Below are 22,664 nucleotides of genomic sequence, written 5' to 3'. Positions count from 1 at the left end.
CATCGCTCCTCAGGTACGTTTCGCGTAGTTGGTCTCGACCCACTTGCGGTATTCGCCCGACGCGACTTCGTCGGCCCAGGCCTGATTGTCGAGATACCAGTCGACCGTCTTCGCCAGCCCGGTCTCGAACGTTTCCGCAGGCTTCCAGCCGAGCTCGCGCTCGAGCTTGCGTGCATCGATCGCATAGCGGCGATCGTGACCGGGCCGATCCGTTACATAGGCGATCTGGTCGCGGTACGAACCCGCGGCCTTCGGGCGTGCCTTGTCGAGCAGATCGCACAGCGTATGCACGACTTCGAGGTTCTTCTTCTCGTTCCAGCCGCCGACGTTGTATGTCTCGCCCGGCACGCCGCGTGCGAGCACTTCGCGAATCGCGCTGCAGTGATCGCCGACATACAGCCAGTCGCGCACGTTCTGGCCGTCGCCGTACACGGGCAGCGGCTTGCCGGCGAGCGCATTCGCGATCATCAGCGGAATCAGCTTCTCGGGAAACTGGTACGGACCGTAGTTGTTCGAACAGTTCGTTGTCAACGTCGGCAGGCCATACGTATGATGGTAAGCGCGCACCAGATGGTCCGAGCCGGCCTTCGTCGCGGAATACGGGCTGTTCGGCGCGTACGGCGTCGTCTCGGAGAATTGCGGGTCGGTGGCGGACAGCGAACCGAACACCTCGTCGGTCGACACGTGCAGGAAGCGGAATGCCGCCTTGTCCGCGTCGTTCAGGCCGCTCCAGTATTGACGGGCCGCCTCGAGCAGCGTGAACGTGCCGACGACATTGGTCTGCACGAAATCCGCGGGGCCGTGAATGGAACGATCGACGTGGCTTTCAGCTGCGAAATGGAGCACGGCACGCGGCTTGTGCTCGGCGAACAGCGCATCGAGAGCATCACGGTCGCAGATATCGACACGTGCGAACACATGCTTCGGGTTCCCGTCCAACGACTGGAGCGTGCGGAGGTTCCCTGCATACGTCAGCTTGTCGACGTTCAGCACGGCCTCGTCGGAATCACGCAGCCAGTCAAGTACAAAGTTGGCACCGATAAAACCTGCGCCGCCCGTAACCAGGATCATGAGGCTCCCTCTAGTAATGCGCGGCAGGCTCGTGGAACACCGGCCGCATCAGATTCGTAGCAAGCAACCATGGTCGCTGCGCCAAACCGGGAATTTTAACCGGTCAACATGGCCGCCAAAGTCATGAAATGCTAATTTTGTTCGGGAAAACGACAATTATAGGGAGCCGTCTGCCGCAAAAGCCATGCCGCTAACAACTTGATACAGCGCTCCGCACCCTTGGCAGGAATAAAATTTCTTGCCAGATCAATGGCATTTCGGGAAATTGCAGTTGCAGAATGCTGGCTGAAACCAATCATTTTTCTTGTTTGTTGGAAAACTGCAGGACTCGCCCCTTCATGATCCGCCCCCCCATCGCCATCGGCGACATCCAAGGCTGTCATTCAGCTTTCAAGTCGCTGCTCGACCAGCTTTCGCCCGCCGCCGACACGCCGCTCTGGATCGCCGGCGACATCGTCAACCGCGGCCCGGACTCCCTCGCCGCGCTGCGCGCGCTGATCGACCTCGGCCCGCGCGCGACCGTCGTGCTCGGCAACCACGACCTCCACCTGCTTGCCGTCTCCGCCGGCCTGCGCACCGAACGCCCGGGCGACACCATCGGCGAGATCCTCGACGCGCCGGACGCCGACGCGCTGCTCGACTGGGTCCGCCACCGCCCGTTCGCGCACTTCGAAGACGGGATGCTGCTCGTGCATGCGGGCGTGCTGCCGCAATGGGACGCCACGCTCGTGCTCGAGCTCGCCGACGAACTCCAGCGCGCGCTGCGCGCGCCCGACTGGCGCGAGACGCTGCAAGGCCTGTACGGCAACGAGCCGAACCAATGGAACCCGAACCTGAAGAAGCGCGACCGGATGCGCGTCGCGTTCAACGCGTTCACGCGCGTGCGCTTCTGCACGCCCGACGGCACGATGGAATTCAAGGCGAACGGCGGCCCGGACAGCGCGCCGCCCGGCTACCTGCCGTGGTTCGACGTGCCGGGGCGCCGCACGGAGGACGTGACGGTCGTGTTCGGGCACTGGGCCGCGCTCGGCCTGATGCTGCGCGAAAACGTCGTCGCGCTCGATTCGGGATGCGTGTGGGGAAACCAATTGTCGGCCGTGCGGCTGACGGCCGACCCGGCCCAGCGCACGGTCACGCAGGTGCAATGCGAAGCGTGCCTCGCGCCGGGCGGCGAATGATTACGTACTGATTCGTACGACCGGGAAGCGCGTTACCCCTCGCGCCCCGGCACCGGCTCGTCGGCCGCCCCGTCGCCTGACGCGCCGGCGCCGAGCTCGGTCACCGGATATGCATGCTTCGCCAGCTCCGCGAGCGACTCGGCCGACGGCTTGCCGACCTTCTCCTGCAGCGATGCGAGCGCGGCCGCAATCGCGTCGCGCGCCGCCGCGGACGTCGCCCGCCGGTCGCCGCCCGGCGCGATCGGTTCGCACACGTACAAGTGCGCGACGAGCGGGCCGCCGCGCAGCACCATGTCGAGCGACTTGCCGAGCGACAGCTCGCCCGTGTAGGCCGGCGCGACCGACTGCCGCCGCTGCGCGTCCTCGTACATCAGGCAGATCGGCTGCACCGCGCAGCCCGCCGATACCGCGGCCTGGAACAGGTTCGCATGGAACGGCAGCAGCTCCTGCCCGTCGGACGTCGTGCCTTCCGGAAACACGCACATCAGCCCGCCGTTGCGCAGGCGTTCGGCCATCTCGTGCATGATCCGCATCGCCTCGGTGCGCTTCTCGCGCTGCAGGAACACGGTGTCGAGCTTCTCGGCGAGCCAGCCGACGACCGGCCACTGCCGCACCTCGGCCTTCGACACGAACGGCGTCGGCCGCCACGCGTTGACCGCATAGATGTCGAGCCACGACACGTGGTTGCCGACGACGAGCGCGCTCGCGTCGAGCCGCGCGCCGTCGTTGTGGACGACGATGCGCATCCCGCAGATCCGCAGCATCTTGAGCGACCAGCGGCGCGTCATCTCGGCGCGGCGCGCGGGCGTGACGTGCGAAAAACGCAGCGCGACGATCGCCATGCCGCGCAACAGGTGAAAGACGAGACGCAGCTTGCGAAGGGCAGTCATGGCGAGGGTCCGGCGTGGTTCAGTGGCGCTCGAACGCGATCTGCCCGGCGACGAGCGTCGTACGCACGCAGGCGGGCAGTTCGTAGCCGAGGAACGGCGAGTTGTGGCCCTGGCTCTTCAGCACCCGCGGCTCGACGCGCCAGTGCGCGCGCGCGTCGAACACGCACAGGTCGGCCGCGCCGCCTTCGGCCAGACGGCCCGCCGGCAGCTTCAGCACGTCGGCCGGCGCGGACGTGATGCGGCGCAGCGCCTGCGCGAGCGGCGTACGCGTTTCGTCCGCCCACTTCAGCGTCAGCGACAGCAGCAGCTCGAGCCCCGTCGCGCCGGGCGTCGCTTCGCCGAACGGCAGCAGCTTCTCGTCATCGTCGACAGGCGTGTGGTCGGAGCAGATCGCGTCGATCGTGCCGTCTGCAAGCGCCACGCGGATCGCTTCGCGATCGCGTTCACTGCGCAGCGGCGGGTCGAGCCGGAACTGCGAATCGAAATAGCCGATGTCGACGTCGATCAGGTGCAGGTGATTCACGCCGACGTCGCAGGTCACGGGCAGCCCCTCGGCCTTCGCCGCACGCACGAGCGCGAGGCCGGCCGCCGACGACAGCCGCGCGAGGTGCACGCGCGCGCCCGTCACGCGCATCAGTTCGAAGATCGTGTGCAGTGCGATCGTCTCGGCCGCGACCGGCACGCCGGACAGCCCGAGCCGCGACGCGAGCGCGCCGCTCGCGGCGACGCCGCCGCGGCCGATGAACGCGTCGAGCGGGCGCAGCCACGTGGTGTAGCCGTAGGTGCTCGCGTACTGCAGCGCACGCAGCAGCACCTGCGTGTCGCGCACCGGCACGTTGGCATGCGTGAAGCCGACGCAGCCGGATTCGGTCAGCGCGACCATCTCGGTGATCACTTCGCCCTTGAGGCCGACGGTCAGCGCGCCGAGCGGATGGACGTTCGCCTGGCGCAGGTTGCTCGCGCGGAACTTGAGCATCTCGACGAGGCCCGGTTCGTCGAGCACGGGATCGGTGTCCGGCGGGCACACGAGGGTCGTGACGCCGCCCGCGACGGCCGCGGCCATCTCGGATGCGAGCGTCGCCTTGTGCTCGTAGCCGGGCTCGCGCAGCCGCGCGCACAGGTCGACGAGGCCGGGCGCGACGATCAGGCCCGACGCGTCGATGGTCTTCGCGGCGTTGAAATCGGCCGGCGCCGCCGCGCCAGCCTCGGCGATCGCGGCGATCTTGCCGGCCGCGACGAATACGTCGGCCTGCCGCTCGGTGCCGGCGACCGGGTCGATCAGCGTGCCGCCTTTGATATGAATCTTCATGCGCTGTCTGTGAATGCGTTGATTGCGTGAATAAGGATGCGCGAAAGCGGGCTCAGTCGTTGTTGCCGGCGACGATGCCCATCACCGCCATCCGCACGGCGATGCCGAACGTGACCTGGTTGAGGATCACCGACTGCGGGCCGTCGGCGACCTGCGAATCGATCTCGACGCCGCGGTTCATCGGGCCCGGGTGCATCACGATCGCGTCGGGCGCGGCGAGCGCGAGGCGCTCGGGCGTCAGGCCCCAGGTCTTGAAGTACTCCTGCGCGGACGGCAGCAGCGCGCCGCTCATCCGCTCGTTCTGCAGGCGCAGCATGATGATCACGTCGACGCCCTTCAGCCCTTCGTCGAGGTTGTGGAACACCTTCACGCCCATCTGCTCGAGGCCGCCCGGCAGCAGCGTGCGCGGGCCGATCGCGCGCACTTCCGGCACGCCGAGCGTGGTGAGCGCGTGAATGTCGGAGCGCGCGACGCGCGAATGCAGGATGTCGCCGACGATCGCCACGCGCAGCTTCGTGAAGTCGCGCTTGTAGTGACGGATCGTGTACATGTCGAGCAGGCCCTGCGTCGGGTGCGCATGGCGGCCGTCGCCGGCATTGATCACGTGCACGTGCGGCGCGCAGTGCTCGGCGATCAGGTACGGCGCGCCGCTCGATGCGTGGCGCACGACGAACAGGTCGGCATGCATCGCCGACAGGTTGTTGATCGTGTCGAGCAGCGATTCGCCCTTGCTCGTCGACGATGCATTGATGTTCAGGTTCAGCACGTCGGCCGACAGGCGCGTCGCGGCGATTTCGAAGGTCGTGCGCGTGCGCGTCGAGTTCTCGAAGAACAGGTTGAAGACGGACTTGCCGCGCAGCAGCGGCACCTTCTTCACTTCACGGTCCGTCACGCTGACGAACTGCTCGGCCGTATCGAGGATGTGGTTGACGATCGAGCGCGGCAGGCCCTCGATCGACAGCAGGTGCTTCAGCTCGCCGTTTTTCGTGAGCTGCGGGTTGCCCTTCAGGAAACCGTAGCGGAACCGGTCGGGGCTCGCGGCCGCGGCGGGATTGCCGGTGCGGCCAGTGGTGTCGGTGGTCATGGTGTGCGTGATTCCAACTATGCAAACGGGCCGCGGTGCAAACCAGCGGCCCGGGATACGGTTTCGCGTGTCGTTCAGCCGCCGTGCGCCTCGACGCCAAGCGTGAACTGCGCGGCATCGTCGCGCGCGAGCACGAGCGTCGCGCCGGCCGGCACGTCGAGCGCGCCGCCCGCGAAGCGCGCGGCGACCGGCAGCTCGCGGCCACCGCGATCGGCGAGCACCGCGAGCTCGACCGCGGCCGGACGGCCGTAGTCGAACAGCTCGTTGAGCGCAGCGCGCACGGTGCGCCCGGTGTACAGCACGTCGTCGACGAGCACGATGCGCGCGCCGTCGACGTCGAACGGCAGCGACGTCGGGCTGGCCTGGCTGTGCAGCCCCTTTTTCGCGTAGTCGTCGCGATGCAGCGCGACGTTCACGACGCCGAACGCCGGCGCGCCGAGGTCGCGCGCGAGGCGCTCGGCGAGCCACGCGCCGCCGCTGTAGATGCCGGCGAGCCGCGGGCCGCCCGGTTCGGCGAAAGCCGTGCCGTACGCGGCGCGGATCTGGTCGAGCAGGACGCGGTAAAGCGCCTCGGCGTCAATGGTGCTCATGGTCGGACAATTGATCGAGATACTGTTGAAGGATGACGCGCGCGGCCTCGGCATCGAGCATCTCGGCGCGTGCGCGGCCGCGCACGTTGCGCTCGCGCAGCCCAGCCTCGGCCTCGACCGACGAATAGCGCTCGTCGACCCACGTGACGGGCAGCCCGAAGCGGCCGTTCAGCTGGTTGCCGAAGCGCTTCGCCTGCTGCGTCATGTCGTGCGGCGTGCCGTCCGGATGCATCGGCAGGCCGACGACGAGCGCGTCCGGCCGCCATTCGGCCAGCAGGTCGCCGACCGCCTTGAAGCGGTGTTCGCGGTTCAGGTTCTGGATCACGACGAGCGCGCGGGCCGAGCGCGTCAGCGCATTGCCGATCGCGACCCCGATTCGCTTTTCGCCGTAGTCGAACGCCAGGAGCGTCGCATCGCGCGCGCTCGCGCCGCTCATGCGTGCCCTGCTTCGCCGGACAGCATCGACGAGCTGACGCCGAGCAGGCCGAGCGCGGCTTCGAAGCGCTCCTCGGCCGGCGTGTCGAACACGATGCGCGGATCGGCGGCGACCGTCAGCCAGCCGTTGCGGGAAATTTCTTCCTCGAGCTGCCCTGCGCCCCAGCCCGCATGGCCGAGCGTCAGCAGGAAGCGCTTCGGGCCGGTGCCCGTCGCGACCGCCTCGAGCACGTCCTTCGACGTCGTCATCTCCAGCCCGCCGTCGACGGACATCGACGAGTTGTAGTTCGCGCCCTCGACCGGCTCGTGCAGCACGAAGCCGCGCTCGGTCTGGACCGGGCCGCCGAAGTACACGGGGATGTGCAGCAGCGGCTCGATGTCGAGCTTCAGGTCGATGCGGTTGAACAGCGATTCGAGATCGATGTCGGTGGGACGGTTGATGACGAGGCCGAGCGCACCGCGCTCGCTGTGATCGCAAAGGTAGACCACCGTTCCCGAGAACGTCGGATCGGCCATGTTCGGCATGGCGATCAGGAACTGGTTGGTGAGGTTGATGCGATCGGAAGGCTTTGACATGGTTTGAATTTTAGCAAAGACGCCGCGGCCTGACCGGGCCGCGATCAACAAGCAACGCCGCGCCGCGCTGGCAACGACGCGCGCGGATCACACGGCACTCTAACACGCGCGCGGGCACTGTCGGCAGCGTGTTGCGGGCCCGTGCGGCAAGGGCCGCCGCCGCGTGTCCGTCCCTTGTTCGTCAGGTCCGGCCGAGCACCGCGCCGAGCGCTTCGGACGCCGCGGTCAGGTCCGGCGGCGCCACGCCGGCCGCGATCTTCAGCAGCGCCGCGCGCAACATGTCGGACGCGTGACCGTGCGCGTCGAGGCCGCCGTCGGCGAGCGGCACGCCGTGCGCGGCACGGCGCCACGCGAGGCCGAGCGTGTCGGCCAGCAGCGCCGCATGGCCGAGCCCGAGCGCGCACGCCGCCGTACCGACCCGGTAGGCGGCGCCGGACGCGCGCCACGCGGCACTCGTGTCGGCCGCGGCCGGATCGGCCGCGAGGTCGGCCATCGACGCATCGGCGGTCTGCAGGAAATCCTCATACGCATGCGCATTGACGGTCACGACGCCGAGCGCGCGGGTCGGCGCGACGGCCACCGCATCGTGCTCGGCCCGCGCGGCATCGGCCTCCCACAGCGCTTCGGAGGCCGGCGTGCCGGCGACGTGCCAGTCGACCGTCAGCCCGTAGTCGTGCAGTACGTCGACGAGCGCGACGTCCTCGGCCGCGGCGCCGAACAGCGCAAAATCGCGCCACAGCAGCGCCACCGTCTCGCGCACGAGCTCGGGCGGCGCACTGCGCCGGCCCTGCGCGCGCTCGCCGAGCAGCAGGTTCGTCCGCGCGAGAAAGCGCTTCAGTTCGGGCGCGCCGCTCGCGCGCAGCGCGCGCAGGCACGCGGCCGCGAGCCGCCAGAAATCGTACGGCGTGTCGTCGGCCAGCGCGGCCTGCATCGCATCGAGTTCGTCGAGCGCCGCGTCGGGCGCGCCGGGCTGCGCACGCAGCACGGCGAGCAGCGCCTGCTCGTAGCGGGCGCGTACCCGGGTCGCGAACGCGTCGGGCAACGCGCGCAGCGTGGCCGGCGGCACCGCGCGGCCGACCAGCGCGAGCGCGTCGAGCGGCGTGTTCGCGCGCAGGTCGGCGGCGCTTTGTGCGCGCAATGCACGGAAATGCTCGAAGAGAACCGGCGAGCAGGCGAGCTCGCGCAGGTTGTGGCGCCCGACGGCGGCGCGGAAATCGCGCAGCGCGGCACGCCAGCCGGCCGAAGTCGGCTCGACGGCGACGAGCGGCGCGGCGGCCGACAGTTGCCCGGCGAAACGCGCGGCCGACAGCCAGCCGGCTTCCGCCAGCACGGCTGCCGCCGCGGACAGCGGCGCGGCCGCGTCGTCGCGACGCTCGAATGCGTCGGCGGCCGCCGCAAGCCACGCGTCGGCCGCATGCACGGCCCCGCCGCGCGGGTTGGGCAGTGCGTCAGGGAGGGAAACGTTCGCCGGATCGGACGTCATGGACACGCGCGCCTGTCATCGTCAAGCCGCTCGCACGAACCTCGGCGCGCGAGCGCCGGGCCGATGCGAGGCCGGAGCGGGGTGTCCGTGGGCTGAAGGTCCGGTCAGATCTGGACCATCTCGAAGTCTTCCTTGCGGGCGCCGCATTCGGGACACGTCCAGTTGATCGGGACGTCTTCCCAGCGCGTGCCCGGGGCAATGCCCTCTTCCGGCAGCCCGGCTTCTTCGTCGTAAATCCAGCCACAAATCAGGCACATCCAGCTCTTGTATTCCATCTTAAGCCGCGTCGGGAAAGTCGGTAAATTCGGGAGCCATGATGGTACCGTGTCGGGGCCGGACTGCCTAGCAATCGCGCTGGAGTAAGGCGACTACGTTGCGCTGCGCTAAAAAATCCGTCGTGCGGGCAGAATTCCGCCGCATAATGGCTGAAAAGTGCGGCCTGCCGGGCAACACAGGGCCGAAACAGCCCATTTCGCCTCGCCGTCCGCATCTCCGTCGCTTTCCCGTTTTTCTCTTGCCCCATTTTTACATGTCCAGCAACGCCCCTCCGATCGTCCTCACCTTCGGCCTGTCCGATCCCACCGGCGGCTCCGGCCTCCAAGCCGATCTGATGACGCTGGCGAGCATGGGCTGCCACGGCGTGTCCGTCCTGACGGGCTACACCGTGCGCGACTCGGCCGCCTGCGACGAAGTGACCGGCCTCGATCCCGACGTCGTCGCCGCCCAGGCGCGCATGCTGCTCGAGGACATGCCGGTCGCCGCGTTCAAGATCGGCGCGGCGACGCGCGCGGAAGTCGTCAGCGCGATCGCCGAGGTCGTCGCCGACTACGACGGCGTGCCACTCGTGCTCGCGCCGGACTTCACGCTCGACGACGAGCACGTGCTCGCGGCCGACGACCTGCGCGAATCGATCGCCGACCTGCTGGCGCCGCAAACGACGCTGCTGGTCGCCGACTACGCGACGCTGATCGCGCTCGCTCAGCCGGACGGCGACGCCGAGGCGCCGAATCTCGATGCGGCCGTGTCGCACCTGCTGTCGCAGGGCTGCGAGTACATCCTGTCGTCCGAGACGGGCTCGCACCGGCTCGTCAACACGCTGTACGGCGAGGAAGGCCAGCTCCGCGAGGACATGTGGGATCGCTCGCCGCACCGGCTGATGGGCATCACCGATACGCTCGGCGCGGCCATCGCGGCGCTGCTCGCGAACGGCCAGGAGCCGCCCGAGGCGGTCCGCGAGGCGCAGGAGTACCTGTACCAGGCCGTGCGCGATGCGTTCCGGCCCGGCATGGGCGCGTACCTGCCCGACCGGTTCTTCTGGGCGCGCAGCAACGACGATGCGGACACGCCGCCCGCCACGAAGGTCGAACCGGTGCCGAGGACGTCGCACCGGCATTGAGTCGGGCCGGGGCGGGCGTGCTCGCCGTCGCACGAGGCTCGGCCTCATCGGGTGCGACGCCCGGGCGGCCTGCTCACGCTTCCGTTTTCCGCGCGCAAATGAAAAAAGACCCGCATCGCTGCGGGTCTTTTCTTTTGGCTGGAACGCGCATCGCTGTGCGTTCCGGACACCATCGACCGAAGTCGATTACATGTCCATGCCCATGCCGCCCATGCCGCCCGGCATGCCGCCGGCCATCGGTGCGTCTTCCTTCGGCAGTTCTGCAACGGCTGCGTCCGTCGTCAGCAGCAGGCCTGCAACCGAAGCTGCGTTCTGCAGTGCGGTGCGCGTGACCTTGGTCGGGTCGACGACGCCGGCTTCGACCATGTCGACGTACTCGCCCGTCGCTGCGTTGTAGCCGTAGTTGCCCTTGCCTGCAGCAACTGCCGCCACCACGACGCTGGCTTCTTCGCCGCCGTTCGTGACGATCTGGCGCAGCGGCTCTTCCATTGCGCGCAGCACGATCTTGATGCCGGCGTTCTGGTCGGCGTTCAGGCCGGTCAGGCCTGCGATAGCGGTGCGAGCGCGGATCAGCGCGACGCCGCCGCCTGCCACGATGCCTTCTTCCACAGCTGCGCGCGTTGCGTGCAGTGCGTCTTCGACACGTGCCTTCTTTTCCTTCATTTCGACTTCGGTCGCAGCACCGACCTTGATCACTGCGACGCCGCCGGCCAGCTTGGCCACGCGCTCTTGCAGCTTTTCACGGTCGTAGTCCGACGTCGCTTCCTCGATCTGCGCGCGCACTTGCTTCACGCGTGCTTCGATGTTCACGGCTTCGCCTGCGCCGTCGATGATCGTCGTGTTTTCCTTGCCCACTTCGATGCGCTTCGCCTGGCCCAGTTCTGCCAGCGTTGCCTTCTCGAGCGTCAGGCCGGTTTCTTCCGCGACGACCTGACCGCCGGTCAGGATCGCGATGTCTTCCAGCATCGCCTTGCGACGATCGCCGAAGCCCGGCGCCTTGACCGCGACGGTCTTCAGGATGCCGCGGATGTTGTTGACGACCAGCGTTGCGAGCGCTTCGCCTTCGACGTCTTCAGCGATGATCAGCAGCGGACGGCCAGCCTTCGCGACTTGCTCGAGCACCGGCAGCAGATCACGGATGTTCGACACCTTCTTGTCGTGCAGCAGCACGAACGGGTTGTCGAGGACGGCGACTTGCTTGTCCGGGTTGTTGATGAAGTACGGCGACAGGTAGCCGCGGTCGAACTGCATGCCTTCGACGACGTCGAGTTCGTCGGCCAGCGACTTGCCGTCTTCGACGGTGATCACGCCTTCCTTGCCGACCTTGTCCATCGCTTCAGCGATGCGATCGCCGATCGACGAATCGCTGTTCGCCGAGATCGAGCCGACCTGTGCGATTTCCTTGTTCGTCGTGCACGGCTTGCTGATCTTCTTCAGCTCTTCGACAGCCGCTGCGACTGCCTTGTCGATGCCGCGCTTCAGGTCCATCGGGTTCATGCCCGATGCGACGTACTTCATGCCTTCGCGAACGATCGATTGCGCGAGGACGGTTGCCGTCGTCGTGCCGTCGCCTGCGTTGTCGCTGGTCTTGGAAGCGACTTCCTTGACCATTTGCGCGCCCATGTTCTGGAGCTTGTCCTTCAGCTCGATTTCCTTCGCGACCGACACACCGTCCTTGGTGACCGTCGGGCCGCCGAAGCTGCGCTCGAGCACCACGTTGCGGCCCTTCGGACCCAGCGTGACCTTGACTGCGTTGGCGAGAATGTTCACGCCTTCGACCATCTTCGAACGGGCGGAATCGCCGAATACGACGTCTTTAGCTGCCATCTTCTAACTCCTTGAATTCTTGGGAATATGTACCGTCGAAGGACGCTTAGTTAGCGTTGACCACGGCCATGATGTCTTCTTCGCGCATGACCAGCAGTTCCTGGCCGTCGACCTTCACGGTCTGGCCTGCGTACTTGCCGAACAGGACGCGATCGCCAACCTTCACGTCGAGCGCGATCGGGGCGCCCTTGTCGTCACGCTTGCCCGGGCCGACCGCGAGGATCTCGCCTTGATCCGGCTTTTCAGCAGCGGCTTCGGGGATGACGATGCCCGAGGCGGTCTTGGTTTCTTGATCCAGACGCTTGACGATCACGCGATCGTGCAAAGGACGAAGGTTCATATTCACTCCTCTCTTGACTGAGATTGAAGAACGCTTGGGGAATCTGCCCGGCGGATCGCCCGGCAGAGAATTGTTAGCACTCTCGTGCAGCGAGTGCTAATTATATGGACGGGGTTTGACAAATTCAAGAAGGGAAATCGGACGAATTTTTTGGAGCGGCGCGGCAGCGGAAAAACACTCGAAAACAACAAAAAACCCTTTAAAAACAAAACCCTGATGAACGCTGACCGGCCTGACCGGCAGGCCCGAGAGGCCCGCGAACCCCATCCAGCCCCGTTTGGACATCGGGTAAGCACGGAGTTCCTGACGCCGGCGACATCGCATCAAAAAAACCGCGCCGGCGCCGATCCGGCATGCTGCAGCGCCGCCTTCGCGTACGCCGGACGCCCCTTGTGCGCCCTCCCCGCCGATGCATCGATGGCCGATCCGACGTGTTCGTGCGCCTGCCGGGACACCGGTGTCCGGCCGTCGGCGAACACGTTGCGCTCGCCGTCGACGGTGCGGTGATGGCATATGCGCGCTGAGCGGCACGGATCGCCGTCACGCGCCGTCACACGTCGTTACGTATCGGGGCAGCCCGCGCCCGACAGCGGCCGGAAGGTCCGGCCCTCCGTCTCGACCGCCGCGCCCAGCAACCGCGCAAGCCCTTTCGCGCCTTCGCGCATCACGACGTCGTGATTCCATCTGAATAACGGACGCGCAATCGGCTCCAGCCAGTTCATCCACTTCAGTTGCGTGCGGATGTGCCAGTCGTAGCGCACGACGGTGCATGCGCCGTCGCCGGCGAACGACCAGCATCCGTCGCCTTCGATCGCGCCGCTCGCGCGGCCTTCGAGCGCATGCGGCGGCTCGACGCGCCGCACGCGCATGTCGAAGGTCAGCCGGTACGGCAGCGCGCCCTTCCACGTGTACCGGTGCAGCGCGCCGACGCCGCGCGCGTCGCCCGGCTCGATCTCGACGGTGCGTACCGCGCCCTTCCACCAGTCGGGCCAGCGGTCGACGTGGTAGATCGCGTCCCAGACCGCCGCGGGCGGCGCGTCCACGTGCCAGGTCGTCGAGAACCGGTATTCCGCCATGCAGCCTCCGGCATGCGCGTCAGGGACATGAATCGGCGCACCGTCACCGATCAGGGCGCGAAGAAACGCTCGGGAAACGCGACGTCGATCTCGATATTGTCGAGCGTCACCGTTTCGAGCGGCACGTCGCCATCGTCCGCGAAGCTGACGACCTTCAGCGGAAAGCCGTCCTCGGCGTCCAGCCACAGCCGGTAGCGATGCACGCCGCCGACCGCATGCGCGGGCGCGCCCGTGACCGACACGCGCAGCGCGGTCCGGCCGCCGACGGCCTCCTCGCCTTCGGTCACCGTCGCGCCGCCCTGCTGCAGCGCATGAACGTTGCGCAGCAGTTCGCCGACGTCGGACCGGTCGACCCGGTGGCCGCTGCGGTCGCGCACGAGCGGATTGGACGGCGACAGCGTCAACGCGGGCGGCGCGTGTGCGCCGAACGGGCGCAGCCGCACCTTGCCGTCGCCGGGATCGTATGCGAGCACCGCGCCGTGATGAGGCGACACGAAATCCATCCGGACGAAGCCCGGTTTCAGATACGCGTAGCGGATTTCGGCGTGTTCGCCGCCCCGCGCCGACGAGCGGATCGTCGCGCGGTACGAGCGGACGTGGTCGAAGTGCGCCTGCGCGACGGTCACGGGATCGGCTGTCATGCTCGCTCCTATCAGGCTCGCGGCCAGCAACGCGGCGATCACGGCGCCGCCTCGACGTCGAGCACGCCTTCCATCCCGCGCTCGCGATGGCTCCTGAAAAACAGCAGCCGATGCGTGCAATAGTAGGCGAACCGGCCCGGCTGCGCCGGCGTGAAGCGAAGCTTCTTCGGCGTCGTGGCCAGTTCGGTGTGGACCGCGATGCCGGCCTGCGGCGCATCGATTTCGAAACTGTGCGGAACCACGCCGGGCTCGGCCGACACGGTCAGTTCGACCGGCACGTGCGCACGCACGATCACGTGGTTCGGATGGAAGAAATAGCTGCCGCCGACGATCGCCACCCGCTGCACGCCGTCGGCGTCCACCGGCACGCGCACCGGCGCATCGCCGTCGGCCCGCGCGAGCGTGGCGCCCGCGGCGAGCGCCGCCAGCACCGGCATCAGCTCGAGCGCCTTCGTCATCTTCTTCGTCATCTTCATCGCCTGCTCCCTGCCGGCGGCGCGCGCGTCATCCCTTCCAGGCATCGGTCGAGCCGCCGAGCGCGCCGCACGCTTCGATCGCGAGCTCGCGCAGGCGTCGTTCGTCGCCGCGGCCGGACAGCGCATAACCCATGCCGCGATCCGACCAGAAATACGTGTAGCGGCCGTCGGCCGACATCGCCTGCGGCGCGAGGTGCCGCGCGTCGTACGCGGCCATGTACAGCGTCACGCGCTTGCCGTCCGCCCGCTGGTACATGAACTGCGCGGCCGGCCCTGCTTCGCCGGGCAGCAAGCGGCCACCCAGCAGCGCGTAGCCGTATTCATCGAGCGACGGCGCGCGCACGGGCCGCCCGACACGCGCCGACAGCCACGCGGTAAGGTGCGCGGGGTCTCCCGCACCGACCTCGACCGGATGCTCGCGATCGGCTGCGTACACCGCATACGCGACATCCGCGCGCGCGGCGAACGCCGGTTCGCTGCCGAATGCGGCCCAGCCGGCATGCAGCGCGACGCCGATCAGCAGTCCGGCCGCCAGCCCCGCGAACGCATACGCGATAGCGCGCCGGCGCGGCGCCCGGCGCTGCACGAACAGCGCGGGCGCGGCGCCCGGCAACGGAAACAGCGCCTGCAGCGCGTCGCGCTGGGCGCGGTAATGCGCGAATCGTTCGGCTTCCTTCGGATCGGACTGCAGGCGCTGGAGCATCTCGTTCCGCTCGTGCCCGGACAGCTCGCCATCCAGCAATGCGGACAGCAGTTGCGCCGACGCGTCGTCGTCCCGATCGTTCGAAGGCTTGCGCGGTTCGTCCATCATGTCTTCCCGATTACCCGTAACGCGGCCGTGCCGTGCGCCGACGGCTCGTCCGACAGCAGTGCGCGCATCTGCCCGCGCGCCCGCGCGAGCCGCGACATCACCGTTCCCACCGGTACGCCGAGCACCTGCGCGGCGTCGCGATAGCTCAACTCTTCAAGCGCGACCAGCAGCAGCACCTCGCGCTGTTCGACGGGCAGCCGGTACAGCGCGCGCTGCACGTCGCGCAGCACCAGCCCGCCGATCTCGCCGGACGGCGCAGCCATCGTCTGCCACGGCGCCGTCGCATCGTCGACCGCGATCTCGTGCCGCGCCCGCAACTGGTCGATGAAGCGGTGCCGCAGCAGCGTCAGCAGCCACGCGCGCAGGTTGCCGCCGTCGCGCGGCGGCCGGTTCAGCGCACGCTCGAGCGTGTCCTGCACGAGATCGTCCGCCCAGGCCCGGTCGCCCGTCAGCGCGCGCGCATAGCGCGTGAGATGAGGCAGCCAGACCAGCAGGTCCGATTCGTAGCTCATCGATACCTCGCGCGTCGCCGCGCCGCTACGGACGCGCAACGTGCCACATGCCGCCGATCCCGTCGCCGCTCGCGTCGCCGGCCTTGTGGTCCATCTTCCAGCGATACAGCGGGCGTCCGTGGTACGCCCATTGCTTCTTGCCGTCGCTGCGCGTGACGAGGCTCCACGCACCCGACGCCTTGTCGTACGCGTCGGCGATCGCGGGCGGCCAGTTGGCCGCGCACGCGCTGTCGCACGCGCTCTTGCCGGGCGCGTCATGATCGAACACGTATAGCGTCATGTGATCTTCGTCGACCAGTTTCCCGTCGGCTACCTGTGGCGGTTCCGCGGCCGCCGGCCGCACGATCGCCGCCATCATCGCGGCGGCGAGGAGCATTCGTTTCATTCCCGTTCTCCTTTTGACATGGCATCGCGACACGGCGGCGCCGGGCGGGATGATCGGCTTCGTCGAGACCATTATCCCGCCCGGCGGTCGTGCCGGGACTCGGTATGTAAACGGACGAAAGCGGCCGGTTATTCCATGCCGCCCGGCGACGACCGGCCGCGGCCCGGTATCGGCCATTCATACGACGAAAGAAAGCGGGAAACCAAAAGACAACGCGGCATGACATCCCTGTCATGCCGCGTTGTGCGGCCCGTGTTGCACGACCGTTCGCATGGCGGCCGATACGGCGCCGCCGTGCGTTTCCGGCTCGTTACCTCGGCAGTGCGCCCGTCAGCGACTGGAGCAGCGTCGCCACCGGTGCGAGCGGGTTGTTCGGCGAGCCGTTGCCCGAATGCGGCGCCACCGACAGGCCCGGTGCGGAACCGAGCGCCGTGCCCATCGACGTGCCGACCGCATTGACGACCGTCGCCGTCGAGTTGGCACCCGTCGTCAGCAGCGAGCCGACCGCGCCGGCCGTGCCGCCGGCCGCGTTCGAGCCCGAACCGAGCAGGCTGCCGCCTGCCGCTGCCGTCGAACCGGCTGCGCCCGACAGCGCGCCGGCCGCCTGGCCGAGTGCCGCCGGACCGTTCGAAAGTCCCCCCGTCACCGAACCGAGCGCACCGGTCAGTGCGCCGGCCGGATTGCTGCCGCCCGTCAGGCCGTTCACGAGGTTCGTGATCGGCGCGATCGGGCTGTTGCCCGCCGCGCCCGTCAGCGTGCCGACGACCTGGTTCACGACGCCTTGCACCGGCGCCAGCGGGTTCGCCCCGCCGAGGTTGCCAAGGGCCCCCGTCACCGAGTTCAGCGCGCCCGTCAGTGCACCGGCCGGATTGCCGCTGCCTAGCGTACCGACGACCTGGTTGACGACACCCTGCACCGGCGCGAGCGGGCTCGTGCCGCCCAGCGCGCCGAGCACGCCCGCGACGGAGCCGACTGCATTACCAAGTGCGCCCGTGGCCGTGCCGAGCGCGTTGCTCAGCGTCGCAGCCGGATTGCTGCCGCCGAGCGTGCCGACGACCTGGTTCACGGCGCCCTGCACCGGCGCCAGCGGATTCGACCCGCCGATGTTGCCGAGGGCACCCGTCACCGTGCCGAGTGCGCCGGTCAGTGCGCCGGCAGCGTTGCCGCCCGTCGGCAGCGCGTTCTGCAGGCCGTTGACGAGGTTCGTGATCGGCGTAATCGGGCTTCCGCCGCCTGCGCCGGACAGCGTGCCGACGACCTGGTTCACGACGCCCTGCACCGGCGCGAGCGGGTTCGACCCGCCGAGGTTGCCGAGGGCACCCGTCAACGAGTTCAGCGCGTTCGTCAGTGCCCCGGCCGGATTGTCGTTGCCGAGCGTACCGGCAAGCTGCGTGACGACGCCTTGCACCGGCGCGAGCGGACTCCCCGCACCGCCGACGTTGCCGAGCGTGCCCGTGATCGTGTTGACCGCGTTGCTCAGCGCGCCGGCCTGGTTACCGCTGCCGAGCGTGCCCGTCACCTGGTCGACGACGCTCTGGATCGGTGCCAGCGGATTCGAGCCGCCGCCGACGTTGCCCAATGCGCCTGTGACCGCGCCGAGGGCGCCCGTCAGTGCGCCGGCCGGGTTGTTGCCGCCGAGCGTGCCGGTCACCTGATTCACCACACCTTGAACCGGCGCCAGCGGGTTCGCCCCACCGCCGGCGTTACCCAGTGCGCCCGTCACCGCGCCGAGGGCGCCCGTCAGTGCGCCGGCCGGGTTGTTGCCGCCGAGCGTGCCGGTCACCTGGTTCACCACACCTTGAACCGGCGCCAGCGGGTTCGCCCCACCGCCGGCGTTACCCAGTGCGCCCGTCACCGTGCCGAGGGCGCCCGTCAGTGCGCCGGCCGGGTTGTTGCCGCCGAGCGTGCCGGTCACCTGGTTCACCACACCTTGAACCGGCGCCAGCGGGTTCGCCCCACCGCCGACGTTACCCAGTGCACCCGTTACCGTGCCGAGAGCACCCGTCAGTGCGCCTGCCGGATTGCCGCCACCCAGCGCGCCCGTCACCTGATTCACCACACCTTGAACCGGCGCCAGCGGATTCGCCCCACCACCGACGTTACCCAGTGCGCCCGTTACCGTACCAACCGCATTGCTCAGCGTCCCCGTCGCCGTATTCAGCGCACCGGTCAGCGCGCCTGCCGAGTTGCCGCCACTCAGCGCCCCCGTCACCGCCCCCACGGCGCCCGACAGCACCTGGCCGGGATCGCCGAGCGACGTCTGGATCGCGCCCGATCCGCCCGCCGTCACGATGACCGAGCCCAGCGGCGACGTGCCCGTCGCAACCAGCCCGACCGACACGCTGTTCGTCGGCGGATTGACGATCACTTGCGGGATCGGCAGCGAATCGAGGGCCCCCGCCAGCGCGGAACCCGAAGCCAGTACCCCGAACACCGTGGCGACCGACAGCGCCGCACCCGTCAATTTGAAATTCTGTCCCATTCTTGTTTACCCCATCTCGGTTGGCACTACGTTGATAAAGCATGGGGACGGATTGCACGAAGCGTGCCAATTCAAAAAACGGATTGATTCATCTTCCAATTGCCTGGCAATAGAGCTTTTTTTATGGATTTCAGGCGAAATTCGCACGTTGCAGAGCCCGAATCATCTGATGAAAAAGGCCGGCGGAACGCGGATGTAACGTAACGTTTGCGAGCCCCGTAGTAACGTGTTCCGGTACATTCTGCGTAACGCCGGAACGCCCGGTCGCGACACCGCCGCACATCGTCATGACCGACTACTCACTGCGCATTTCATCGATATGAAAATGCATTGATAAATCGCGAATTCGATGATTTTATTTATTGCGCGATTTCTTTCTCGGCGATTACGCAGATCATTTCCGATTACCGGGTTTTCGATAATTCGGATAGCAGAATGAAAAATTGTTGAGGCCGCATCGCAGCCGCAGAATGCCATGCGGCACGCACGGCGGCGGCGGCAGGCCTGAACCTGCGCCGTATCGCCGCGCCGCCAGCTCAGCCGAAGCGCGCGGGCCGGTACGGATGGGGATCGATATAGGTCGGCGCGCCCGTCATCATTTCGGCGAGCAGGCGCCCGGTCGCGGGGCCGAGCGTGAGCCCGTGGTGGCAGTGGCCGAACGCGAACCACAGGTGGCGATGGCGCGGCGCGGGCCCGATCACCGGGCGCATGTCGGGCGTGCACGGCCGCATCCCGAGCCACGGCTCGCGATCGAGCCGTTCGCCGATGCCGAACGCGTCGCGCGCCAGCGGCTCGGCGCGCGCGAGCTGCACGCCGGTCGGCGGCGCACCGCGCAGCGCGATCTCGACGCCGGTCGTGAGCCGCAGGCGGCCGCCTTCCATCGGCGCGACGACGAACCCTTCCTCGGTATCGCACACCGGCACGTTCAGCAGCGTGCGCGTCGGCAAGTAATGCATGTGGTAGCCGCGCTTCGCGCGCAGCGGAATCCGGTAGCCGAGCGACGCGAACACGTGATCGGACCACGGCCCGAGCGCGACCACGGCAGAGCGCGCAGAGATCGGCCCATGCCCGGTACTGACGCGCCAGCCGCCATCCACCTGCGTGAGCGTCGTCGCGTCGCCGAGCACGAACGTGCCGCCGTCGCGCTCGAACAGCCGCGCGTACGCCTTGGTCAGCCCGCCCGGGCTCGACACGGTCTTCGGGTCCTGCCAGTGAAACGCGCCGCAGAATGCGTCGCCGATGCCGGGCTCGCGTTCGCGCAGCGCACGCTTGTCGAGCACGGTCATCCGCAGCCCGTGCGCGTCGGCCACGCGCTGCTGCGCGCGCGCTTCCGCGTCGAACAGCGCGGGCGAACGGAATGCCTCGATCCACCCGCCGTCGTGCACGAGCGGCTGCGCGTCGGTGCGCGCGAGCAGCGCATCGTGCTCGACGACGCTCGCCGCGACGAGCGGCAGCAGGTCGCGCGCGGCTGCCGCGAGCCGCTGCGGCGACGATTCGCGCCAGAAGCGCGCGAGCCAGCCCGCATACGCGGGCAGCGCGCGATAGTCCCAATAGAGGTCGACCGAGCGGTTGCGCGCATAGCGCAGCAGCGTGCCGAGCCGGCGCGGAAACGCGTACGGCACGACCGACGAGCGCTCGATCAGCCCGGCATTGCCGTGGCTCGTTTCCTCGCCGGGCGCGCGCCGGTCGACGAGCGCGACGCGCAGCCCGCGATCCTGCAGATGCAGCGCCGACGACACGCCGACGATGCCGGCCCCCAGAACGATGACGTCGAAATCCATGCTTCCCCGCCCAGCGTCGAGATTCGATGCGACGCGCGCCGGCACCGCGGCCGGCGCGCGGCCGTGCTTACTTCGCGACGATGTCGCGCTTGAAGTACTTCTGCGACAGCGCGCCCAGCGTGCCGTCCTTCTTCAGCGCGTCGAGCGCGCCGACGATCTTCGCCTGCAGCGCCTTGTCGCCCTTGCGCAACCCGAAGCCGGTGCCTTCGCCGAGCGTCGCCGGATCCTTCAGCGGCTCGCCGACGATCTGGTAGTCGCGGCCGGCCGGCTTGTCGAGGAAACCGTCCTGCGCGGTCTGCGCTTCCTGCACGGCCGCGTCGAGACGCCCGGCGACGAGATCGGCGTAGATCTGGTCCTGATCCTGATACGACACGACGGCCACGCCCGCATCGGCCCAGTGCGCCTTCAGGAAATCCTCCTGCGACGAGCCCTGCAGCACGCCGACGTGCTTCCCACGCAGGCTCGCGACGTCGGGCCGCAGCGGCGAGCCGCGCCTGGCGACCATCACGATCGGCACCACGTAGATCGCCGGCGTGAAGTCGATGCTCTGCTTGCGCTTCGCGGTGATGTTCATCGCCGAGTTGATCGCATCGAACTTGCGCGCCTGCAGCGCCGGGATCAGGCCGTCGAACGAATTCTCGACCCACACGCATTTCATGTTCAGCTTCGCGCACACCGCGTTGCCGATGTCGACGTCGAATCCCTGCAGCTGGCCGGCCGGCGTCTTGCTCTCGAACGGCGGATAGGCGGCTTCGATCCCGAAGCGCAACGTGGTCTGTTCCGCGTGGGCCGTGACGGCCGCGCATGCGAGCGCCGCGACGGCGCAGAGGGAAAGCTTCCAGTTCATGACAGGTCCTTCGGTTCCGGATTGAGGCGATGAAGATCGGTCGCGCGGCGCCCTCGTCCGGGCGCCGGATCGGCATTCGATACAGCCGGCCGCCGCACGGAGACACGTCTTGTTCCGCACGCGAAATATAGACTATAAGTCTATTATGGACTATAGGGGATACGAGAATCGCGCCCCGCGGCGCCACGTCGGAATTGCATCGACCAGTCAAAACGCCGTTGATTTTCCAGTGTTTTCCACAAAGCAAGCGACGACACAAAGTCTCGAAAAGAAAAATTCTCCAGATTTAGTTTGTCTATATTAGACTTTTCGTCCATCACGAACACCGCCGGACACCGTCTTTCGAGACATTCCTGTCCGGCCCCGACCGGAGATGCCCCCATGACGCAAACCGTCCCGCCCCTGCCGCTGACCGTCGACGAAGCCGCGGTGCGCGCGGCCCTGCCGTCTCTCGACGTGCTCGGCACGCTGCGCCGTATGTTCGCGTCGCTCGCGTCGGCGCGCGCAGTGCAACCGCCGCAGACCTTCACGCTGTTTCCCGACCAGGCCGGCGACTTCATCACGTATCTCGGCGCGCTCGCCGACGAGCAGGTGTTCGGCGCGAAGCTGTCGCCGTACGTCGTGACGGGCGGCAAACCGGACGGGAAACCGATCGTCACCGCCTGGACCGCGCTGATGTCGATGCGCACCGGCCAGCCGCTGATGTGGTGCGACGCGGGGCAACTGACCGTCGAACGCACGGCTGGCACGACCGCGCTCGCGGTCGACTGCCTCGCGCCGCGCGACGCGCGCCATCTGGCGATCGTCGGCGCGGGCGCGGTCGGCCTCGCGCACCTGCGGCACACGGCGGCGCTGCGCGACTGGGAGACGATCCGCGTGTACTCGCCCGCGCTCGCCGGCGACGCGGCGCTGCAGGCGACGCTCGCCGGGCTCGACCCGCGCGCACGCGCGGCTGCGAGCGTCGAAGCCTGCGTGCGCGATGCGGACGTCGTGATGCTGTGCACGTCGTCGGGCACGCCCGTGCTCGGCGACGGGATGCTCACGCGCCCCGCGCTCGTCACGTCGATCAGCACGAACGTCGCGCGTGCGCACGAGATCCCGCCCGCGTGGCTGCCCGGCATGGACGTGTACTGCGACTACCGGCACACGACGCCCGCGAGCGCCGGCGAGATGCAGATCGCGGCGGCCGACCACGGCTGGGACGCCGGGCGGATCGTCGGCGACCTGCCCGCGCTCGTCGCCGGCACCTGCGCGGCGCCGTCGCGCACGCGTCACGTGTTGTTCCGCTCGATCGGCCTCGGTCTCGAGGACATCGCGATCGCGCACGCGCTGTACACGCACCTGACGCGCGCATGAGCATCACGCGGGCGCGGGGCCGATACAATGGCGCAACCGCCGCGGCGGCCGCGCGCGGGCGCACGGGCATGCCGGCCACCGGCGCGCCGGCACGCCGGCCCGATGCACCGCCCGGCCC

23 protein-coding genes are annotated in these 22,664 nt (G+C 68.4%); 3 read left to right on the top strand and 20 right to left on the bottom strand.

What is annotated here, in order from left to right; translation table 11 throughout:
- Window positions 1-9: 9 nt before the first annotated feature.
- On the bottom strand, window positions 10-1,071 hold the full coding sequence (rfbB, locus tag GD429_RS33055; RefSeq protein WP_152863458.1) for a dTDP-glucose 4,6-dehydratase: 1,062 nt from the start codon (window positions 1,069-1,071) through the stop codon (window positions 10-12).
- A gap of 338 nt (window positions 1,072-1,409) precedes the next feature.
- Between rfbB and GD429_RS33050 the strand changes: the two genes are divergently transcribed.
- Window positions 1,410-2,249, top strand: coding sequence for a symmetrical bis(5'-nucleosyl)-tetraphosphatase (locus GD429_RS33050; RefSeq protein ID WP_152863456.1), 840 nt, complete (start codon window positions 1,410-1,412; stop codon window positions 2,247-2,249).
- A 32-nt stretch (window positions 2,250-2,281) separates the two neighbouring features.
- On the opposite strand, the gene GD429_RS33045 is transcribed toward GD429_RS33050, so the two are convergent.
- The 8 genes from GD429_RS33045 to GD429_RS33010 all read right to left on the bottom strand — a co-directional run bounded on the left by GD429_RS33045 (window position 2,282) and on the right by GD429_RS33010 (window position 8,891).
- Window positions 2,282-3,139: a lysophospholipid acyltransferase family protein gene (locus GD429_RS33045; protein WP_152863454.1), complete on the bottom strand. Its 858-nt coding sequence runs from the start codon at window positions 3,137-3,139 to the stop codon at window positions 2,282-2,284.
- 19 nt (window positions 3,140-3,158) lie between these two features.
- Window positions 3,159-4,448, bottom strand: coding sequence for a dihydroorotase (locus GD429_RS33040; RefSeq protein ID WP_152863452.1), 1,290 nt, complete (start codon window positions 4,446-4,448; stop codon window positions 3,159-3,161).
- 52 nt (window positions 4,449-4,500) lie between these two features.
- A complete protein-coding gene (locus GD429_RS33035) occupies window positions 4,501-5,532 on the bottom strand; it encodes an aspartate carbamoyltransferase catalytic subunit (RefSeq protein WP_027807413.1) in 1,032 nt (343 codons plus the stop codon).
- A gap of 74 nt (window positions 5,533-5,606) precedes the next feature.
- Window positions 5,607-6,122: a bifunctional pyr operon transcriptional regulator/uracil phosphoribosyltransferase PyrR gene (pyrR, locus tag GD429_RS33030; protein ID WP_152863450.1), complete on the bottom strand. Its 516-nt coding sequence runs from the start codon at window positions 6,120-6,122 to the stop codon at window positions 5,607-5,609.
- Window positions 6,109-6,558: a Holliday junction resolvase RuvX gene (ruvX, locus tag GD429_RS33025; protein WP_027788201.1), complete on the bottom strand. Its 450-nt coding sequence runs from the start codon at window positions 6,556-6,558 to the stop codon at window positions 6,109-6,111. The genes pyrR and ruvX overlap by 14 nt, the downstream gene beginning before the upstream one ends.
- Window positions 6,555-7,133, bottom strand: coding sequence for a YqgE/AlgH family protein (locus GD429_RS33020; protein ID WP_034187262.1), 579 nt, complete (start codon window positions 7,131-7,133; stop codon window positions 6,555-6,557). Before GD429_RS33020 ends, ruvX begins: the two co-directional genes overlap by 4 nt.
- Window positions 7,134-7,314: 181 nt before the next feature.
- Window positions 7,315-8,616, bottom strand: a complete 1,302-nt coding sequence (locus GD429_RS33015) for a hypothetical protein (protein WP_152863448.1) — start codon at window positions 8,614-8,616, stop codon at window positions 7,315-7,317.
- A gap of 104 nt (window positions 8,617-8,720) precedes the next feature.
- Window positions 8,721-8,891, bottom strand: coding sequence for a rubredoxin (locus tag GD429_RS33010; protein ID WP_004186709.1), 171 nt, complete (start codon window positions 8,889-8,891; stop codon window positions 8,721-8,723).
- A 254-nt stretch (window positions 8,892-9,145) separates the two neighbouring features.
- Here GD429_RS33010 and GD429_RS33005 point away from each other — a divergent pair, with 254 nt between their 5' ends.
- The gene (locus GD429_RS33005; protein ID WP_034182874.1) at window positions 9,146-10,012 is read left to right on the top strand and encodes a hydroxymethylpyrimidine/phosphomethylpyrimidine kinase; all 867 of its coding nucleotides are present in this window, start codon (window positions 9,146-9,148) and stop codon (window positions 10,010-10,012) included.
- A 186-nt stretch (window positions 10,013-10,198) separates the two neighbouring features.
- Here GD429_RS33005 and groL read toward each other — a convergent pair whose 3' ends face one another.
- The 11 genes from groL to GD429_RS32945 all read right to left on the bottom strand — a co-directional run bounded on the left by groL (window position 10,199) and on the right by GD429_RS32945 (window position 21,190).
- Window positions 10,199-11,839, bottom strand: coding sequence for a chaperonin GroEL (gene groL / locus GD429_RS33000; RefSeq protein ID WP_096472611.1), 1,641 nt, complete (start codon window positions 11,837-11,839; stop codon window positions 10,199-10,201).
- A gap of 46 nt (window positions 11,840-11,885) precedes the next feature.
- A complete protein-coding gene (locus tag GD429_RS32995) occupies window positions 11,886-12,179 on the bottom strand; it encodes a co-chaperone GroES (protein WP_026044985.1) in 294 nt (97 codons plus the stop codon).
- Window positions 12,180-12,739: 560 nt separating this feature from the next.
- The gene (locus GD429_RS32990) at window positions 12,740-13,255 is read right to left on the bottom strand and encodes an SRPBCC family protein (RefSeq protein ID WP_152863446.1); all 516 of its coding nucleotides are present in this window, start codon (window positions 13,253-13,255) and stop codon (window positions 12,740-12,742) included.
- A gap of 50 nt (window positions 13,256-13,305) precedes the next feature.
- Entirely contained in the window at window positions 13,306-13,938 is a 633-nt protein-coding gene (locus GD429_RS32985) for a LolA family protein (RefSeq protein ID WP_258282358.1), read from the bottom strand.
- Entirely contained in the window at window positions 13,935-14,366 is a 432-nt protein-coding gene (locus GD429_RS32980) for a quinol oxidase (RefSeq protein WP_227791901.1), read from the bottom strand. Before GD429_RS32980 ends, GD429_RS32985 begins: the two co-directional genes overlap by 4 nt.
- A 34-nt stretch (window positions 14,367-14,400) precedes the next feature.
- Window positions 14,401-15,183: an anti-sigma factor family protein gene (locus GD429_RS32975; protein WP_152863442.1), complete on the bottom strand. Its 783-nt coding sequence runs from the start codon at window positions 15,181-15,183 to the stop codon at window positions 14,401-14,403.
- Window positions 15,180-15,695 (bottom strand): sigma-70 family RNA polymerase sigma factor, encoded by a 516-nt coding sequence (locus GD429_RS32970; RefSeq protein WP_072436428.1) that lies wholly within the window; start codon window positions 15,693-15,695, stop codon window positions 15,180-15,182. The genes GD429_RS32975 and GD429_RS32970 overlap by 4 nt, the downstream gene beginning before the upstream one ends.
- Window positions 15,696-15,720: 25 nt before the next feature.
- Window positions 15,721-16,080 carry a hypothetical protein gene (locus tag GD429_RS32965; protein ID WP_152863440.1) on the bottom strand — a complete coding sequence of 120 codons (360 nt, stop codon included), beginning with the start codon at window positions 16,078-16,080 and terminating at the stop codon, window positions 15,721-15,723.
- A gap of 310 nt (window positions 16,081-16,390) precedes the next feature.
- Window positions 16,391-18,562 carry a beta strand repeat-containing protein gene (locus GD429_RS32960; RefSeq protein ID WP_152863438.1) on the bottom strand — a complete coding sequence of 724 codons (2,172 nt, stop codon included), beginning with the start codon at window positions 18,560-18,562 and terminating at the stop codon, window positions 16,391-16,393.
- Between the two features lie 536 nt (window positions 18,563-19,098).
- Window positions 19,099-20,343, bottom strand: coding sequence for an NAD(P)/FAD-dependent oxidoreductase (locus GD429_RS32950; RefSeq protein ID WP_152863436.1), 1,245 nt, complete (start codon window positions 20,341-20,343; stop codon window positions 19,099-19,101).
- Window positions 20,344-20,410: 67 nt separating this feature from the next.
- Window positions 20,411-21,190 carry an ABC transporter substrate-binding protein gene (locus GD429_RS32945; RefSeq protein ID WP_152863434.1) on the bottom strand — a complete coding sequence of 260 codons (780 nt, stop codon included), beginning with the start codon at window positions 21,188-21,190 and terminating at the stop codon, window positions 20,411-20,413.
- A 381-nt stretch (window positions 21,191-21,571) separates the two neighbouring features.
- Between GD429_RS32945 and GD429_RS32940 the strand changes: the two genes are divergently transcribed.
- Window positions 21,572-22,546: an ornithine cyclodeaminase family protein gene (locus GD429_RS32940; protein ID WP_152863432.1), complete on the top strand. Its 975-nt coding sequence runs from the start codon at window positions 21,572-21,574 to the stop codon at window positions 22,544-22,546.
- The last annotated feature ends 118 nt before the right edge of the window (window positions 22,547-22,664 follow it).

It is taken from the genome of Burkholderia sp. BE17 (genome assembly GCF_009362305.1).
Taxonomy (GTDB): domain Bacteria; phylum Pseudomonadota; class Gammaproteobacteria; order Burkholderiales; family Burkholderiaceae; genus Burkholderia; species Burkholderia pyrrocinia_C.
The sequence above is the reverse complement of the archived record's forward strand: the minus strand, read 5'-3'. Positions and strand labels throughout refer to the sequence as shown.